Annotated in this window: 17 protein-coding genes; 14 read left to right on the top strand and 3 right to left on the bottom strand. The window is 54.0% G+C overall.

All coding sequences use genetic code 11. The features are described 5' to 3' along the window. Positions 1-39: 39 nt before the first annotated feature. Positions 40-666 (bottom strand): CoA pyrophosphatase, encoded by a 627-nt coding sequence (locus tag RT018_RS01230; protein WP_312938715.1) that lies wholly within the window; start codon positions 664-666, stop codon positions 40-42. Between the two features lie 30 nt (positions 667-696). Continuing rightward, positions 697-1,587, bottom strand: coding sequence for a YegS/Rv2252/BmrU family lipid kinase (locus RT018_RS01235; protein WP_312938716.1), 891 nt, complete (start codon positions 1,585-1,587; stop codon positions 697-699). A 178-nt stretch (positions 1,588-1,765) separates the two neighbouring features. Here RT018_RS01235 and RT018_RS01240 point away from each other — a divergent pair, with 178 nt between their 5' ends. The 7 genes from RT018_RS01240 (at position 1,766) to RT018_RS01270 (ending at position 9,289) form a co-directional block, all read left to right on the top strand. Further along, a complete protein-coding gene (locus RT018_RS01240) occupies positions 1,766-3,052 on the top strand; it encodes an AI-2E family transporter (RefSeq protein ID WP_312938717.1) in 1,287 nt (428 codons plus the stop codon). 163 nt (positions 3,053-3,215) lie between these two features. Beyond that, positions 3,216-4,772, top strand: coding sequence for an ABC transporter substrate-binding protein (locus RT018_RS01245; RefSeq protein ID WP_312938719.1), 1,557 nt, complete (start codon positions 3,216-3,218; stop codon positions 4,770-4,772). Positions 4,773-4,818: 46 nt separating this feature from the next. Continuing rightward, the gene (locus RT018_RS01250; protein ID WP_312938720.1) at positions 4,819-5,763 is read left to right on the top strand and encodes an ABC transporter permease; all 945 of its coding nucleotides are present in this window, start codon (positions 4,819-4,821) and stop codon (positions 5,761-5,763) included. Further along, on the top strand, positions 5,760-6,593 hold the full coding sequence (locus RT018_RS01255; RefSeq protein WP_312938721.1) for an ABC transporter permease: 834 nt from the start codon (positions 5,760-5,762) through the stop codon (positions 6,591-6,593). The genes RT018_RS01250 and RT018_RS01255 overlap by 4 nt, the downstream gene beginning before the upstream one ends. Then, positions 6,586-7,383: an ABC transporter ATP-binding protein gene (locus RT018_RS01260; protein WP_312938722.1), complete on the top strand. Its 798-nt coding sequence runs from the start codon at positions 6,586-6,588 to the stop codon at positions 7,381-7,383. Before RT018_RS01255 ends, RT018_RS01260 begins: the two co-directional genes overlap by 8 nt. Positions 7,384-7,448: 65 nt before the next feature. Next, complete coding sequence (locus tag RT018_RS01265) at positions 7,449-8,183, top strand: ATP-binding cassette domain-containing protein (RefSeq protein ID WP_312938723.1); 735 nt, start codon at positions 7,449-7,451, stop codon at positions 8,181-8,183. A gap of 5 nt (positions 8,184-8,188) precedes the next feature. Further along, positions 8,189-9,289 (top strand): DUF3810 domain-containing protein, encoded by a 1,101-nt coding sequence (locus RT018_RS01270; protein ID WP_312938724.1) that lies wholly within the window; start codon positions 8,189-8,191, stop codon positions 9,287-9,289. A gap of 259 nt (positions 9,290-9,548) precedes the next feature. Here RT018_RS01270 and RT018_RS01275 read toward each other — a convergent pair whose 3' ends face one another. Then, the gene (locus tag RT018_RS01275) at positions 9,549-10,277 is read right to left on the bottom strand and encodes a FadR/GntR family transcriptional regulator (RefSeq protein ID WP_397359478.1); all 729 of its coding nucleotides are present in this window, start codon (positions 10,275-10,277) and stop codon (positions 9,549-9,551) included. An 888-nt stretch (positions 10,278-11,165) separates the two neighbouring features. Between RT018_RS01275 and dgoD the strand changes: the two genes are divergently transcribed. The 7 genes from dgoD to RT018_RS01310 form a co-directional block, all read left to right on the top strand. Next, positions 11,166-12,314: a galactonate dehydratase gene (gene dgoD, locus RT018_RS01280; RefSeq protein ID WP_312938725.1), complete on the top strand. Its 1,149-nt coding sequence runs from the start codon at positions 11,166-11,168 to the stop codon at positions 12,312-12,314. Positions 12,315-12,363: 49 nt separating this feature from the next. Beyond that, complete coding sequence (locus RT018_RS01285; RefSeq protein ID WP_312938726.1) at positions 12,364-13,311, top strand: ABC transporter ATP-binding protein; 948 nt, start codon at positions 12,364-12,366, stop codon at positions 13,309-13,311. Next, a complete protein-coding gene (locus RT018_RS01290; protein ID WP_312938727.1) occupies positions 13,308-14,009 on the top strand; it encodes an ABC-2 transporter permease in 702 nt (233 codons plus the stop codon). The genes RT018_RS01285 and RT018_RS01290 overlap by 4 nt, the downstream gene beginning before the upstream one ends. 5 nt (positions 14,010-14,014) lie before the next feature. Next, positions 14,015-15,475 carry a GldG family protein gene (locus RT018_RS01295; RefSeq protein ID WP_312938728.1) on the top strand — a complete coding sequence of 487 codons (1,461 nt, stop codon included), beginning with the start codon at positions 14,015-14,017 and terminating at the stop codon, positions 15,473-15,475. Further along, entirely contained in the window at positions 15,472-16,812 is a 1,341-nt protein-coding gene (locus RT018_RS01300) for a DUF4340 domain-containing protein (protein ID WP_312938729.1), read from the top strand. Before RT018_RS01295 ends, RT018_RS01300 begins: the two co-directional genes overlap by 4 nt. 76 nt (positions 16,813-16,888) lie before the next feature. Beyond that, positions 16,889-17,407, top strand: coding sequence for a TRAP transporter small permease (locus RT018_RS01305; protein WP_312938730.1), 519 nt, complete (start codon positions 16,889-16,891; stop codon positions 17,405-17,407). Between the two features lie 2 nt (positions 17,408-17,409). Beyond that, positions 17,410-17,532 (top strand): hypothetical protein (locus RT018_RS01310; RefSeq protein WP_312938845.1); only part of this gene is annotated, 123 nt, incomplete at its 3' end.

The raw sequence follows: 17,532 nt of genomic DNA on the forward strand, positions 1-17,532 counted from the left end.
GGCTGCGCCGGTTTTATATTCGGAGGAGGAAATACCTCCCTAAAAAGTCTCCATGGTTTCAATCAGGTTTTTCACGATGCGTCCGGTCATGCCCCAAACGGCGCGGCCCTCCCAGCGCCAGATGGGAACGTCCACCTCGCCGCCCTCCCAGTTATAGGGCGGGGAAACGCCCACCGCGTCATAGGGAAAGTCCGAAGGGCTTTCCGGCTCCAATGTATAGAAGTACATCTCCGGAGGGGTACTGCGGAAAAATTCCAGCGGCACGGTGAACACCTCTGCCACCTCCGCCGGGGAGGGACGCAGGGCGCGAAAACCCGCCTCGTCCACCAGCCCCGGCACCGGCTGAAGAAAAAAGTGCCCCGGCTGGCAGAGATAGTCCGACCGGCCCAATAGTTGAATGCTGCTTTGGGGAATACACAGCTCTTCCTCCGTCTCCCGCAGGGCACACTGCTCCGCCGTCTCTCCCGGCTCCATCCGTCCGCCGGGAAAGCAAACCTGCCCACCCTGACGACGCAGCGTGGCGGCGCGCACCTCAAACAGCAAATGCAGGCCGTCTTCTCGCTGCACAAAGGGGCACAGCACCGCAAATTCATTTTTCCGCCCCAAAAGCCCCGGCGTATGGTCCCGCCAAAGGGCCTGAAGCGTTTTCACGTTCAGTTCCTTCATTCTGCCAAATCCTTTTTCCTGTAAGCGCCCTCAGCCCAGCAAAAAGGAGAGGGCCTGCTTTCGATTTTCAATGTCTACCGAGGACACGGCGGGGGCATACTCTCCATCAAGGGACCACGGAACCTCGTCCTCCGTCTCCATATGGATAGAGGACACATGGCGGAACACCAGTCCGCCCCGGTCATACTCCTGATTCAGCAGCGCCAGAATGAGGTTGTTCAGCTCAATGGCGGTTTTGGGGCTGGGGACAAGCAGCATTTCAAACTTTCCGTCGTCCAGCACCACCCGTTCCGGGTCCAGCTTCATCAGCCCGCCGATGGAGGTGGAATTGCACACCGCGCCGAACAGATATTCCCCGTCAAGCGTCTCCCCGTCGGCCATGATGCGGAGCCGATAGGGTCGCAGCGTGTTTAAGTCCTTCATCCCCTCCAAAATATAGGCAAAATGACCCAATGCGTTTTTCGCGTCCTGAGACGCGGTATAGGACGTGCGCGCAAAGGCGCCGAAAGAGGCCACGTACACAAAATACCGCCGGTTCCATTTTCCGATGTCCAGCTTGCGTGCCTCTGCGGCCATGGCATTGCGGGCCGCCTGCACCGCTCCGCTGGGAATCCCGAGGCTTGCGGCAAAGTCGTTGGTGCTGCCCCGGGGGATATAGCCCAGTATCGGTGGATTCTCAAGGCGCATCAGACCGGAAACCGTCTCATTCAGCGTCCCGTCTCCACCCACGCAGACCACCGCGTCGTAATTCGCCCCTTCCGCCGCCACCGTTTCCGTTGCGTCGCAGGCGCCCACCGTGTTGTGAATCTTCATAAGGTAGCCCGCGTCAGAAAAAACCCCCAGCGCTTCAAACAGCGGCGAGCGGGACTGCGTTTTCCCCGACCGTGGATTTACAATTAGAAGCAGCTTTTTATCCTTCATAGCGGATCTCCTGTCTGCAAGCCATTAAGAATTTGTAAATAGTTAAAAAACAGGGGTCTTCAAACCCGCTGAAACAGTATAGCATGCCACACGCGGTATTGCAATTCTCTTTCTCCCCGTGTTACAATAACGAAAAATGGCTCGCAATTTGCGGCCAGAATAAAGGAGGCGAAGCCGCGTGCGGCAGAGCAGATATTGGAAGGTTGGTGTCACCGTATTTTTGACCGCGGCAGCGATTCTCCTGTTTTACGACGTGCTGTTTGGAGAGCGGGCGGCCGTGGTGCTGCTGCTGCGTCTGTTCACGGCGCTGGAACCGATTGTTTACGGAGCCTTGATGGCTTATCTTCTGGCCCCCGTGGTGGATTTTTTCGACCAGCGCATTGCCCGGGGCCAACGCTCCATTCTGAGGGGAGACGGCTCGCTTCGAGCCACCAGTGTGCGAGCGGTCAGCCTGCTCATGACGTGGATTGTCATTTCCGTCTTTACTTATCTGCTTTTAAGCATTCTTCTGCCTCAGGTCTATAAAAGCATTCTGCGGCTGATCGCAAACATGGAAAACTACTACAATACCATCAATGTCTGGATTGCCGGACTGCTGGAACAGAACCCCTCTCTGGAATCCTGGGTCACGGCCCAGTTGAACGTGTATTACAAGGACCTGTCCACGTTGATTACCGATCAAGTGCTTCCTCAGGCACGGAATCTGATGTCCGCCGTGGGCGGCGGCGTGCTTTCGGCGCTGAACCTACTGAAAAATCTGCTGGTGGGGGCCATCGTTTCCGTGTACCTGCTGGCCACCAAGGAGCGCTGCGGAGCCTATGTCCGCAAGCTGGTGTGCGGCTTTTTCCGCCCCTCTCAGGCGGTTTGGATTTTCCGGGCCGCAGGAAAGGCAGACCGCATCTTCAGCGGCTTTGTCCGCGGCAAGCTGCTGGATTCTTTAATCATCGGTATTCTTTGCTTCATCTGCTCAAGCCTATTCAAGTTCCCCTATGCGCCGCTGGTGTCCGTCATCGTGGGCGTGACCAACGTGATCCCCTTCTTTGGGCCCTTTCTGGGCGCGATTCCCAGCACCTTCCTGATTCTGCTGGACTCTCCGATCAAGGCACTGTATTTTGTAATTTTCGTTCTCGCCCTTCAGCAATTGGACGGCAACGTAATCGGCCCCAAGATTCTGGGCGACCGGACCGGTCTTTCCAGCCTCTGGGTCATCATCGCCATTCTGGTGGGCGGCAGCTTCTTCGGCATTCCGGGAATGTTTTTCGGCGTGCCCGTGTTTGCGTGCATCAATACCCTTGTGGAGTTCTGCGTAAACAGCCGCCTGAAAAAGCGGGGAATGCCCATCAACCCCGCCTACTATTGCGGTGAAACGCCTGTGCCTGGGGCGTCTTCTGCGGGAGGAACGCAGCCCGGATCCGTGGAAGCGGGCGCTTCGGAAAAAAGCCCAGAGGAGCAGGGCAAACCGTAAAATCCTCTTGCAATTCTGGGCGAAATCGTGTAAAATACGGCCTTGCGGAACGTTTTTTCTGAACCTCCCGCAAGGCCCCTTTTTTTAGATGAAAACTGAATAGGAGCCAAAAATTTTTTCAAACCCGGTGGACCCAATGGGCCGCCAGGGGAAGGAGAAAGCAATGAAACAGCGAATTTTGGCAGGATTTCTGGCGACACTTCTTTGCGCCGTACTCTCCGGTTGTGGGAACGGCAGCAGCGCAAGCAACGCATCAGGAGGCCAAAGCACGGGCGGAAACGGCCTGGTGCCCGCGACGGATTCCATCACCGTGGGCATCTCTCAGGATTTAGACGAAAGCCTTGACCCACACCTTACGGTATCGGCAGGGACCAGAGAAGTCATGTTCAACGTATTCGAGGGGCTGGTAAAGCCCACTCCCAACGGGGATCTGATCGACGCGGTCGCCAGCCACCACGAGGTATCAGCCGATGGAACGGTGTACACCTTCACTCTGCGTGAGGGCGTGACGTTTCACAACGGCGCGGCGGTGAGCGTGGACGACGTGGTCTGGTCCATCGAACGCTGCGCCGACGCCGGTGAGGGAAAATCCCCGCTGGTGGAGGCGTTTTCTGCTATTCAGTCGGTCAAAGCGACGGACGAAAAAACCGTGGTGATCACACTGAACTCGGCGGAGAGCGAATTTTTGGCGGCCCTTACCACTGCCATTCTCCCCAAGGATTACGACGCGCAGGCCACGGCTCCCGTGGGCACCGGGCCCTTCAAATTCGTCAAGCGGGTTGCAGGGGACTCCATTGTCCTCGAGCGGTTTGACGGCTATTGGGGGGACAAACCCGCCCTGAAAAACGTGACCTTTAAAATATTCGAGAGTGGTGACGCGATGGTGCTGGCCCTGCAAAGCGGGGCGCTGGACCTGTGCGCCCATCTCACGCCCACACAGGCCGCCCAGTTGAGAGACGGCTTTCAGGTATTGAACGGCACCATGAACCTTGTTCAGGCGCTTTATTTGAATAACGCTGCAAAGCCGCTGGACGACCTGCGGGTGCGTCAAGCCCTCTGCTATGCCGTGGACAAGCAGCAGGTGATTGATCTTGCGGGCAACGGGACAGGCAAGCCTCTTGGGTCCAGCATGTACCCGGCGTTTGTCAAGTATTTTGACGATTCCGTCACCGACTATTATACCCAAAACCTTGAAAAGGCCAAGGCCCTGCTGGCAGAGGCCGGGTATCCCAACGGTTTTGACCTGACCATCACCGTTCCCTCCAACTATCAACCCCATGTGGACACAGCGCAGGTGCTGGTGGAGCAGCTGAAGGCTGCGGGCGTCAACGCCAAAATTGAGCTGGTGGACTGGAGCACCTGGGTCAGCCGGGTCTATACAGACCGGAACTACCAGTCCACCGTGGTGGGTGTGGACGCCAGCAGCATGACCGGCCAGGCCATGCTGGAACGGTTTACCTCCGGTTATGGCAAAAACTTTGTAAATTACAGCAACGCGGAATACGACGCTTTGTTTAAAAAGACCCGACTGGTCTCCAGCGCCGGCGACGATGCGGAGCTGGTGAACCTGTACAAGCAGATGCAGGAAAATCTGGCGGCCAACGCCGCCAACGTATACTTGCAGGATTTGGGCGATTTAGTCGCCGTCCGGGTAGGGCTTGACGGGTATCGGTTTTATCCCATCTACGTGATGGACCTCTCCGGCGTGAAGGCCGGATAATTGTGCAAGCTTGCATGCACCCGGAGACGGAAAGGAGGCGGCGGCCTTGAAATACGCGGCAAAAAAACTGGCGTCGCTGTTTGCAACCATGCTGGCGGTCTCCTTTCTGGCCTTCGCGGCGTTTCAGGTGGTGGCGGGGGATCCCGCCACCGACCGGCTGGGGACAGAGGCCACGCCCCAACGGGTGGCGGAGCTGCGCCACGAAATGGGGCTGGACCGCCCTTTTCTGGTGCAGTACGGAAGCTGGCTTGGAGGCTTTGTCACGGGAGATCCCGGACAGTCCTATTCCGGCGGACCTGTTGCTGACCTGCTTTCGGCCCGACTCCCGGTGACGCTGATGCTCAGCCTGATGGCCTTTGCCCTAACGCTGGCGTTGGCCCTGCCTTTGGGCCTTCGTTCCGTGCGGCAGGGCGGGCGGATTGAGGGCGCGGTGAACACCGTGACCAACCAGTTTTTGATGGCTCTGCCTCCGTTTTTCATCGGCATTTTGTTAACATGGCTGTTCAGCATCCTCTTGCAATGGTTTCGCCATGGGGCCTTCCCCGGATTCAGTACGGATGTGGGCGGGTCCCTGTGGTATTTGCTGTTTCCTTCCGTCGCCCTCGCCATCCCCCGGGTGGCCCAGACGATGCGGATGCTTCGCAGCACCGTGCTGACGGAGATGGATAAAGACTATGTACGCACCGCCATTGCCCGGGGAAACGACCGGTCGAGGGTGCTGTATCACCATGTACTGAAAAATTCTCTGGTTCCGGTGGTGACGTTTCTGGCCCAGACCATGGCGGAAATCGTGGCGGGGAGCATTGTGGTAGAGCAGGTGTTTAACCTGCCGGGGCTGGGGCGGCTGCTACTTACATCCATCTCAGGGCGGGACTATCCCACAGTCCAGGCCATCGTGGTGATTCTGGCTTTGTGGGTTGTGCTGGCAAATACCGCCGCGGACCTGATCAACCGTTTTATAGACCCAAGGCTTGGAGGTGCGCGGACATGAAAACGCTGCAAAAGGCCGTTCGCGCCCACCGAAACGCCTGCTTTCTTGCGGGCTGCATCATCACGGGGATATTGTTGACCCTGATTCTGCTGGGCGCGGTGTGGACGCCCTACGACCCCACCGCCATGCGCGGCAGTGAAACACTTCTGCCGCCTTCCTTTATCCACTTGTTTGGAACGGACAACTTTGGGCGGGATATTTTCAGCCGCGTTCTCAAGGGCGCAGGCTTCACGGCGTTGGTGGCCGGGGGAACCGTGGCAATCGGCGGAATCCTTGGCACCCTGATCGGGGCGCTGACCGGGTATTTCGGCGGCGCGGTGGACGAGGCGCTGATGCGCCTAAACGACACCATCACCGCCTTTCCCAGCATTTTGCTGGCGCTGGTATGTGTGGCTGTGTTCGGCTCCGGGAAATATCAGGTGCTGCTGGTGCTGGGGATTGTGTTTATTCCCAGCTTTGCCCGGGTTTCCCGAACGGCGTTTGCCGCCCTGCGGGACGCGAACTTTGTCCAGAGCGCCCGGCTGATGGGCGCAGGCAGCGCACGCATTCTGTTTGTTCATATGCTGCCAAACACGCTTCACATTTTGCTCCCCGCGCTGACCATTGGATTTAACAACGCCGTGCTGGCGGAAGCGTCCATGAGCTTTTTGGGCCTTTGCGGTCAGCCGCCGGAGGCATCTCTCGGTGCACTGCTTTCGGAGGCGCAGGGGATGTTTGTCTCCGCCCCGTGGTATGCGCTCTGCTCCGGTGGAATGATTGTGGCGCTGATTTTTGGCGTGGGCCTCATCGGCGAGGGGCTTCAGGACGGAAGGGGGGAACGGAATGCTTGAAATCCGGGACCTTCATGTGAAATTTCACTCCCGCTGCCGGGAGGCGGTATCCGGCGTGTCTCTTTCCATTGCCGATGGAGAGATTCTGGGCCTTGTGGGGGAGTCTGGCTCCGGCAAATCCGTCACGGCCATGTCGGTGGCGGGGTTGTTGCCGCGCAAGCAGTGCATCTATTCCGGTGACGTGCTGCTGGATGGGCAGGATCTTCTCCACGCGGACCGGGCCGCCCTGCGGAAAATTCAGGGCCGGGACATCGGCGTGGTATTTCAAGAGCCGCAGTCCAGTATGGACCCGCTGATGAAAATTGGACGGCAGATCGAAGAATGCCTGTATCTCCACACGGATATGAACCCGGCGGAACGCCGCGCCCGGGCGCTTTCCGCCATGGCGCGGGTGGAACTGCCCGAGCCAGAGACACTCTATGACAAATACCCTCACCAACTCTCCGGCGGCATGCTTCAGCGTGCAATGATTGCGGCAGCCGCCGTGATTCACCCCAAGCTCCTGCTGCTGGACGAGCCGACCACCGCGCTGGACGTGACCATTCAGTCTCAGATACTGGAACTTTTAAAGCGGTTGAACCGGGAATACGGCATGGCTATGCTATTTATCTCCCATAATTTGAACGTGGTCCGCAGGATTACCAACCGAGTGGCGGTAATGCAGACCGGGGTGATTGTGGAGGCGGGCGCCACGGAGGAGGTCTACTCCAATCCGCAGCACCCCTATACAAAAAAGCTGGTGGCGGCCATTCCCTCCCGGAATAAGCCCAATTCTGATTCCAATGTGTAATATATTGATCTAATATTTCAGTTTGTGTCGAAAAATATCTGTGTTTACGGAGGGAGGGTTCCACAATGACCGATCAGCCGGCCCTCTCCGTCCGCCATCTCACCTGTGGGTATGAGAGTGGCGGCGGACTGCTGGGAAAAGGAAAGCGCCGGGAGGTGCTGCATGACGTCACCTTTGATGTACGCGAGGGAGAAATTCTGGGTCTGGTGGGAGAATCCGGCACGGGGAAATCCACTTTGGCAAAGGCAATTCTGGGCATGATTAAGCCCGACTCCGGCGAAATTATCCACTATACCAAGCGCCCCCAAATGATTTTTCAGGACCCGTACAGCTCCTTAAATCCGGCCTATTCCGTAGAGTGGATTCTGGAGGAGCCGCTGCGGATATTCGGTAAATACAACGCAGAGGAACGGGCGCAGCGCGTTCGGGACATTCTGGACCGGGTGGAACTGCCCGAAGAGGTGCTGGACGCAAAGCCTGCGGAGCTTTCCGGTGGGCAACGCCAGCGGGTGTCCATCGCAGCGGCGCTGATTCAGCGGCCGAAATTTTTGGTGGCTGATGAGCCGGTGTCCGCCTTGGACGTGACGATTCAGGCCCAGATTCTGGGGCTTTTGAAAAAGCTGAATCAGGAACTGGAGCTGAGCTATCTATTCATCTCCCATGATTTGAATGTGGTATATCAGCTTTGCCACCGAGTATTGGTGATGAAGAACGGGCGGATTGTGGAGCAAGGGACAGTGGAAGAACTGTTCGGGAATCCCAAGGATGACTACACCCGCCGTCTTCTCGCCTCGGAGTGATGGGTATGAGATCCTTTTTTCTACGATACAAAAAACTGCATCTTTGGCTGGCGGTTGACTTGTTGCTTCTGGCGGTCTTTTTTGCCGTCCGATGGAATGGCGCATGGATGACCACACTGACGGAGCGGGTGATCAATCCCTTCCGCCGCTTACTGGGCATCTTCAGCTATCGGGTCCATTTTTCCGTGATGGAAGTCCTGTGCGGATTGCTGGTGGTGTTTATCGTCTTCTACCTTATTCTGGGAACTATCGCTGTTTTTCGGAAGAAGGAGGGTCGGGGCCATCGGGCGTACGGCGCGATGCTTGGAGCCGTGTGCACAGGACTGACGGTCTGGCTGGCATTTTGCTGGCTATGGGGCGTGCAGTATCGGGCAGACGGATTTCAGGCCAAATCCGGCATCGTTGCTCAAAGCGTGTCCTTGGAGGATTTGACCGCCGTCACACAGTATTTCGCTGACCGGCTGGCAGAAACGGCGGGGCAGGTTCCCCGGGACGAAAACGGCCTATTTTCTCTGTCCACAGAGGAAATTTTGAAAGAGAGCGTATGGGTCTACGACCGGGTTTCCAAGGAATATCCCTTCCTGTCCTTTGACGATGTGCCGCCCAAGGCGGTTTATTTCTCCCGTGTGATGAGTATGCTGGACTTCACAGGATTTTACTGCCCCCTCATCGGAGAAAGCAATGTGAATGTGGACAGTCCCGCCGTGTTTCTGCCCTCCACCGTGGCCCACGAGTTGGCACATCAGCGGGGCTTTGCCTCAGAGCAGGAGTGCAACTTCATTGCGATTCTGGCCTGCACGGTTTCCGGTCTGCCGGAATACGCGTATTCCGGGTGGCTTTTGGGTTATGTACATCTTGGAAACGCTCTTTATCAGGCGGACCCAGACCGCTGGCGTGAGGTTTACGAGGGGCTTCCCGACACTGTGCGGGCAGATTTGGCCTACAACAACGCCTATTGGGCGCAATTTCGTGATTCCACAGTGAAAAAAGTCTCTAACAAGGTCTATGACGGCCTATTAAAGGGCTATGGCGACGAGCACGGCATGAAGAGTTACGGCATGGTCGTGGACCTGCTGACAGTGTATTACAAAGAACGCGTCACCTAATCCAGCCATCCGAAAGAAGATCGAAGAATGAACAGAATCCCATTTCCTGTGCCATCTCGATGCAGAATGTTGGGTACACAGAAAGGATCGAAGCTCGGATTGTGGCTGGCAGGCTGAAAGCGCCCAGTTTTCAGGATTCGCTTTTATTTACTTGGAGTTCAAATACCCGCATGGGTATATGCCAACTGTATCAGAGGCAAAAAAAAGCCGTTTCAAAAGCAATTGCTTTTGAAACGGCTTTAAAGCGTTCCGGCAGGATTCAGGGGTTTTCGCTGGATGATTGCTGTTTGTGCGCTTTTTTGTATTCCTGCTTGATCACATTTCGATTTAGTGCCAAGTGCATGGACATGGCAGCCCGCGCCCCCATAGAATCCCAATCAGCAATACAGTTTACCACCTGATCGTGGGTTTCGATGGTTGCCTCCAACAGCTCTTTGCGCGTGATATTCGCGATCAAAATGACTGCCGCATCAATAATGGGCATCAGCGGCGCTACGACCATATTATGAGAGCATTTCGCAATGTAAGAATGAAATATTACGTCTTCATTCAAATAATCCTGCCCTGCTTCAATCTTTTTGCGCACAGCATCGCTGTACACTTTCAAAAGCGCCGCTTCCTCGTCTGTGCGATTGATGGCGGCCATCTCGGCGATCGTTGGCTCCAGCATCATCCGCACGTCCGTGAGGTCCAATGCTAATTGGATCTTATCTTCAACGGCTTTCAGTCCCAGCGGATCCTCCCGGAGCGGCGTTGTGGAAGACACATACGTACCAGATCCGTGCTTAACATGCAAAACGCCGCGGGAAACCAACAGTTTCACCGCCTCGCGGACCGTTCCACGGCCAACATCAAACAGCTCCGCCAACTGATATTCATTTGGAAGCTTCGCACCAATCCGCAGACCTTCATCAAGAATGTATTGAAAAAGCTTCTCTTCAATCCGTTCAGTAAGTGCGCGCGTCTTAATGTTGGATAATTCTCCCATACAGTCCTCTTTCATTTCCAAATTGCCGTTTTTAACTTCTTAATAGCGCAATAGTTTCAGACCGATCAGCGCATTCAGCGTGCCCGCCGCATCCCGTCAATTCACTGCATAGGCTGACAGAATGGCTATCTTGCACACAGTATCGCCGAAAAAGCTTACCATGTCAAGTCCCATGTTTCCGTCCGGCATGCGGCGCGTTGTAGATGGAACTCCTGCACGCTGGGATACAAGGAAATCATGGCAGAGGTAGGATGTCATTCCGAGGTCTGTCTTAAACATCATAGGCCGGAATCCCGTATCCCCCAGTGCCCCTGTCCCCTGCTCCGTGAGAGGCCGGGTTTTCCAAGGCCACCTCCGTTCGGCTCTCAAGGCCAATCTTGTTGTATTGCCAAATTCGTTTTTGATAGGCTCTGTTTGAGACGTTCGTCCATACAATCCAGAGAATGTTTTGATATATGTTCCATGGTTAAACATTAATAATGGCACATACTGCTTTCATACAACATATTTGCGTAGACAGCAACCGGAATTATTTAGTCTTACGCCAGGCGCAAGTCTAATTATGTAGCCTTCCGGTGAACGCGTTGTGTGTTTAGACATCCAAAAGTCATCCGATGTCTTTTTAGTTAGAGAGCGCAATAAAGACCGCAATAAAACATATTTTGGAAAAAATACCCCGTTTTTTAGCAAAACATACAAAGCAAGAAAAAAAATTAACGAAAAAGTAGAAAAGATTTTAGACAACTTGTGTCGCCTTTTTTTAAAATTTATAATAAAGTTCAAACATACGAAACATTTTGTAGCATTCCAATGGGACTGTATCTATCCCGGTTATGCAACGACTTCCTTATTATTACAAAGAGAAAACAAGGAGAGTGTGGTCATCCTATGAAAATCACTGCTGTCAACGCCTACTACGTCCGTCCCAGATGGGGCTTTGTAGAAATCGAAACTGATGAAGGCTATACCGGCTGGGGTGAAGCCGTTTTGGAGGGACACGCAGACGCTGTTTTGGCTTGTGTGAATGAGTACAAGCCTTATCTGATCGGGCAGGATCCCTCTCGCATCGAGGATCTGAATGCGACCATCTATCGTGCCGGGTTCTACCGCGGCGGCGGCGTTTTAATGAGTGCACTGTCCGGAATTGATCAGGCGCTCTGGGATATTAAGGGAAAGCTTTTCAATGCCCCTGTTTACGAGCTGATGGGCGGCAAGTGCCGCGACAAGATCCGCGTGTATTCCTGGATCGGCGGCGACCGTCCCGCCGATACCGGCGCAATGGCGAAAGAGCGCATGGACGCCGGTTTCAGCGCCATCAAAATGAACGCTACCGAAGAATTGCAGATGATCGACTCATACGAAAAAGTCGATGCTGTTTTGGCCCGTGTGGCCGCTATCCGGGAGGCTTGCGGCAAGTATTTTGGAATCGCTATCGACTTCCACGGCCGCGTGCACAAGCCCATGGCAAAAATCTTGGCCAAAAAACTTGAGGAGTTTGACCCCATGTTCCTTGAAGAGCCTGTCCTGTGCGAGAACATGGAGAGTTTTAAGGAGATCGCTGCTTGCTGCAACATCCCCATCGCAACCGGTGAGCGTCTGTTCACCAAGTATGATTTCAAGCGCCTTCTGCAGGCTGGCGGCGTAGATATTATCCAGCCGGATCTGAGTCATGCCGGCGGCATTACCGAGGTCAAGAAGATTGCCTCCATGGCCGAGGCCTATGACGTTGCACTGGCCCCTCACTGCCCCCTTGGGCCCATCGCACTGAACGCATGTCTGCAGGTCGATGCCTCAAGCTACAACGCGGTGATACAGGAGCAGTCCATCGGCATTCATTACAACGTCGGCAAGGAAGTTCTGGATTACGCGGTCAATCGTGAGGACTTCCAGTTTGAAAACGGTTTTGTAAAAATGCCCACCAAACCCGGTCTTGGGATTGAAGTCAACAAAGCCTTGGTTCTAGAAGAAAACGAGCATCCCCATCAGTGGAAGAATCCCGTCTGGCGCCATGCAGACGGTTCTGTGGCTGAATGGTAATTTTTCTTAAATATTTTGCTAATCGCGTAGCATACAGGGGCGGTTTCACATGATGATCGAAGCCACGCATTTAACAAAACGATATGGTGCAACCAACGCACTATTCGATGCGAATTTCACCATCGAAAAAGGCGAAATTGTGGGATTTCTCGGCCCTAACGGAGCTGGAAAATCTACCACGATGAATTTGCTCTGCGGGTATCTGACCCCCTCCTGGGGGCAGGTTCGAATTGCTGGCGTGGACATGGCAGAAAACCCATTGGAGGCCAAGCGGCATATCGGCTATCTGCCGGAGATTCCACCGCTCTACATGGATATGACGGTGGCAGAGCAGTTGGAGTTTGCGTGTGAGCTTCGGGGACTTCGGATGAAGAAGCCTCAACTGCGCGGATATATTGATCAGCTCTGTGCCCGCACGCAGGTTTCGGACACCCGGAATCGCTTGATCCGAAACCTGTCCAAGGGCTATCGGCAGCGTGTTGCTGTCACGCAGCTGTTGGTGGGCGAACCCGAAATTCTCATTTTGGACGAGCCTACCGTGGGACTTGATCCCCGCCAAATCCGAGAGTTTCGGGATTTATTGAGCAACCTGAGCAAGGAGCACACGATCATTCTCTCGACCCATGTGCTCTCGGAAATCAGTTCCATTTGCGGTCGCATTCTGGTGTTTTATGAGGGAATGCTGATTGCAGACGGACACCCCCAGCAACTGCAGGAACAGCTATCCAACTGCCGTGTGTTGGAAGTGGAGATTTCCGGCGACGCCGAAGGCATCGTTACACTGCTTGGCAATCTTCCTGATGTGTTGGCGGTGAAGGAACAAGGGTCCGGAGTTTATCAGGTATCCCATCGGGTTAACACGGATATCCGCAGCGCTTTGTACCATACACTGCGCACCACTGATTATGAGCTGCTGCTGATGAAACCGGAAGACATCTCGCTGGAGAGCCTCTATCTCCGCATTACCGAAAATGAATTGGAGACGACGGAATTATGAGCGCTGTGTATCGCAAGGAGATGCGCCAGTACTTCCATTCCGTGATGGGATATGGGTTTCACGCCATCTTCTTATTCATTAACGCCTACTATTTTTTGCTGCAAAATCTGTTGCCCCGCAGTGGTGATATTACAGATTACTTTCAGGCCACCATCACACTGGAAATGTTCCTGATGCCCATGCTGACAATGCGGAGCTTTTCAGAGGAAAAGAAGCAAAAAACAGACTTGCTCTTATACACCATGCCCGTGAATTACAGGCATGTGGTGCTGGCAAAATTTCTGGCCGCCGAAAGCATGCTACTGCTGGGTCTGGCGGCAACACTGGCATTTCCCATTATTCTGGCGCTGTGCGGCAGCGTGCAAATCTGGATTACACTTGGCAATTATGTCGGCATTATCCTGTTGATGAGCACATTTATTGCCATTGGTATTTTTGTTTCCGCATTGACGGAAAACCAGATTGTTTCTGCGATTTTTTCCTATGTCCTGATTTTTGTCCTCTGGTATTCCTATGGACTTGGATCGGCTATCCAGAACCCAGTGCTGCTGGCTCTTTTCAACAAGCTGTCCCTGATGCAAATGTATTATGAACTGGCTCTGGGTATTTTGAATCCTGCGGGCATCGCTCTGAACTTGGCAATCACGACGATTTTCCTGCTTTTGACCACAGAAGTCGTGCGGGGAAGGAGGGAGTGAGCACTGTGGAACATCAAAGAAGAGCCAACCGCGGCGTGATTCCTGAAGAAGTGCAGCACCAATCCCGAAAAAAACACACGCTTCAAATCACCTGCCTGCTTCTGTCCATCGCCGTAATCCTGGGTATTTACAGCATGATCAGCGCAGCGACCGACCGCTTTTCGTGGAAATTGGATCTGACGGAAGACCAGGTATTTCGCCTGACCGAGACGACCAAAACCATTCTTTCCGAGTTAAATAATACAGTGACATTCACTTACTGTAATGATGGCTCCGCTGCAGACACCAATCTTAAGGAAGTGCTTAGCCGCTACGCCGCCGCTTCCCCCAGGATTGATGTTAGCTACGTGGATTTGGATGCCACCCCCGCCATGGTGGAAGAATATGGGCAAAAAGGGATTGAACTCAGTCCAAACGGAATTCTGGTGACCTGCGGCATCCAATCTCGCTTCATTGCGTGGAGCGATCTTTATGAGTTTCGTACCGCCCCCGGGGACGAAAGCCAAAACTATTCCATCACCGGTTTGAAAGCCGAGACTATGCTGACCTCCGCCATCGTTACTGTCAGCAATCAGGATTGTCCCGGCGTAGCCTTTACCGCCGGCCATTCCGAGGATGACAGCGAGACGCTGCGGAATTTGGTGGCAAACAGCAACTACGACGTGTCTCAGGTGGTGTTGGGCATCGATGAACTCAACGAACATGTTGATGCAATCATCATCGCCGGCGCTAAGCGTGATTTCTCTGAAGCAGAGCTGGAAATTTTAGAAGCGTTCATGGACCGAGGCGGTAATCTGTGTGTATTCCGTGATCCGCAAATAAATAGTTTGCCCAATCTGGACGGTTATTTGGCTGACTGGGGCATCACCGTCACCGATCAAATCGTGCTGGAGCCCCGGCAGCAAATGGACAGTCCTTTGAACATCATTCCAAATTTCGGCGTCAGCATGATCAATGTCTACTTCTCCCAGCATTCTACCTATTTGGTGCTGCCGGAGTGCCGGGCATTGGACCTGAGCAACGTCAACGCCAGCATTACCAACACAGTGCTGCGCTCCACTTCTGCCTCCTATTCCAAGGGCTTCTCGTCCATGAGTTCGCTTACGCAAAGTGCGGAGGATGCGTCCGGGCCCTTTACCGTGGCCGCTACCGGCGAGCGCAGCTTCACCAATCGTGACGGCGAAAATGATACGCAGTATGTATTTGCCACAGCCTGCACGGGCTTTTATCAGGAGCGTTACCTCAAAACCGAAAGCCTCGGTAATGCTGACCTTGTGCTGCAAGTCCTTTCCCAGATGACGGATAATGAGGTAACCTTGAATATCCCGACGAAAAATCTGACTGCTGACAGCTTATCCTTCACCCGGACGACAATCATCCTGTTTGGAGCGTTCTTTGTGGTTTTGTTACCCCTGGGCCTGATGCTCACAGGTCTTTGGGTGTTCCTGAAACGGAGACACTCATGAAAGCCACGAAAAAAACATTGTTTGGGCTGATTTCGGCTCTGCTCGTCTGTATTGCAGTCACCCTTTTGCTGACCTTTGCAGAGCGGAATGAGGCGGTCGCCGATCAAGAGCCCACGTACTACTTTACTTCCTATGCCTCGCCGGAAAATGTGGTGTTGGCGAATTTGGAAAACACCACCGGCAGTGTGGTGCTCGCCTTTGCCAAAGGAACCTACTATGCGGCGGGCGATCTTCAGCGAGACGCTGATGCTGGAGCGATCGCGAACTTCTTCAATACCGTGTACCAGTTGCCGATGAAACGCCTGATAGATGGAGCAGATGCCTCTGATCCCCAGTATGGGCTGACGGCGCCTCAGGCGGAAATCCTGTTGCAGGATGCAGCGCAAAACGGCATTCTTTTCCGCGTGGGCAATGCCACTCCGGACGGTGAGGGATATTACGCTTGTCTCAGCGGCGATACCCGGGTATTTGTCATGGAGCGCGCTTATGCGCAGGTGCTTCTGGACAATATTGATCGCTTTTTTGACCTGAGCTTGTATCCCTCTCTGGATGGAGAGCGCATCGGCGCCTTGCGCAGTCTCTCTGTGCAGCGGAACGGGGTTCTTGCCTATGAGGTTCATGCGTCCACGGATTATAAGGACAGCAGCTCCGTAATTCTATCCATGACGGCGCCTTATGCTCTGATTCTAGGAATGAATCAGGCACGAGACGAGATCCTGACGCCGCTGCGTGCCTTGACGGGAGTGGATGTCGTCACCCAGCCGGACGAGTTATCAAGCTATGCTCTGTCAGATCGCAGCAATTGCTTTACGTTGTCTTATCAGGACGGTACTTCCGCTGTGATCCGGGTGGGAAAGCAGGTGGGCACTGAGACCTACGTTCTATGTGAGGACAGCGGCCTGGTCATGCTGGTCCCCACCGCCAACCTCTCTTTCTTTTACGATACTGCGCTTCAAGTTGTGGGACAAAATCTGATAGAGGTATCCATGGGAAACCTCACTTCCTTGCAGATTGGAACTGATATTTATCGGATTTCCGGAACCGCTCCTGCGCTGGATGTAACGCGAAATGGCGCACAACAGTCTCTTGAGGAATTCCAAAATGGCGTTTATGCCGCTCTGAATCGCATCTCCCTTCAGGGTGAATGGAATGGTCCCAAGGAGGGTGGGCCGCTTCTTGAGATGAAACTGCAACTTGGGCAGATGGATGACGCTCTGCAAATGACGTATGCTTTCTTCCCCTTGGAAGGACGCCGCTGTGGTATTACGGTAAACGGCCAGCCCGCGTTTCTATGCAGTCTGACAGCCGTACAGCAGCTAATCGACGCTGCCGATTAAAAGCAACCGCATTTTTCAAATGATACGCCGCTTTTGCGGTTGTCATAAACATAGAAGAAAGGATTTCAAGTTAATTATGAGTGTGTTTAAGAAAATCAACAATGGGCTGATGGCATCTATCAAGGTTGTTTTGATTGGTGCCGGTACCCTGATGACTGGTCTGGTAATCATGAACGTGATCCTACGTTATGTCTTCAATTCCGGTCTTTCCTGGTCAGAGGAGGCCTGCCGCTTCCTATTCATCTGGGTCACGTTCCTTGGCGCGATACTGGCAAATGATACCGCGCTCCACGGAGAGCATATGCGAATGGACTTCGTTGTTGAAATGTTCCACGGAATTCCTCGTAAGATCGTGGAGATCATCGCCCTGCTGCTGGTGCTGGCGATGCTTGGCACCCTGTTCAAAGGCGGCATTGAATTGGTGCAGGGGACATGGCCCATGCTGACTTCTGCGCTGCGCATTCCCAAGGGTGCGGTCTATCTCTGTGCCCCCATCGGTTTTGGATATATGTTTATACAGACTCTAGTGAAGCTTGCAAAAATTGTTATGTTCAGCAACGAGGCGCTGGAAACTGCAGATACGGAGGCTAAATAAGAATGTTAGCTGTATTTTTAATCGCCCTTTTTGGCCTGGTTATCATCGGCGTCCCCATCGCCTTCTCACTGGTGGGCACCGGCTTTTTCATGATGCTCACCCAGTCCATGAGCCGCCCCTCCGCA

This window comes from Oscillibacter sp. (genome assembly GCF_032060045.1).
GTDB lineage: Bacteria > Bacillota > Clostridia > Oscillospirales > Oscillospiraceae > Oscillibacter.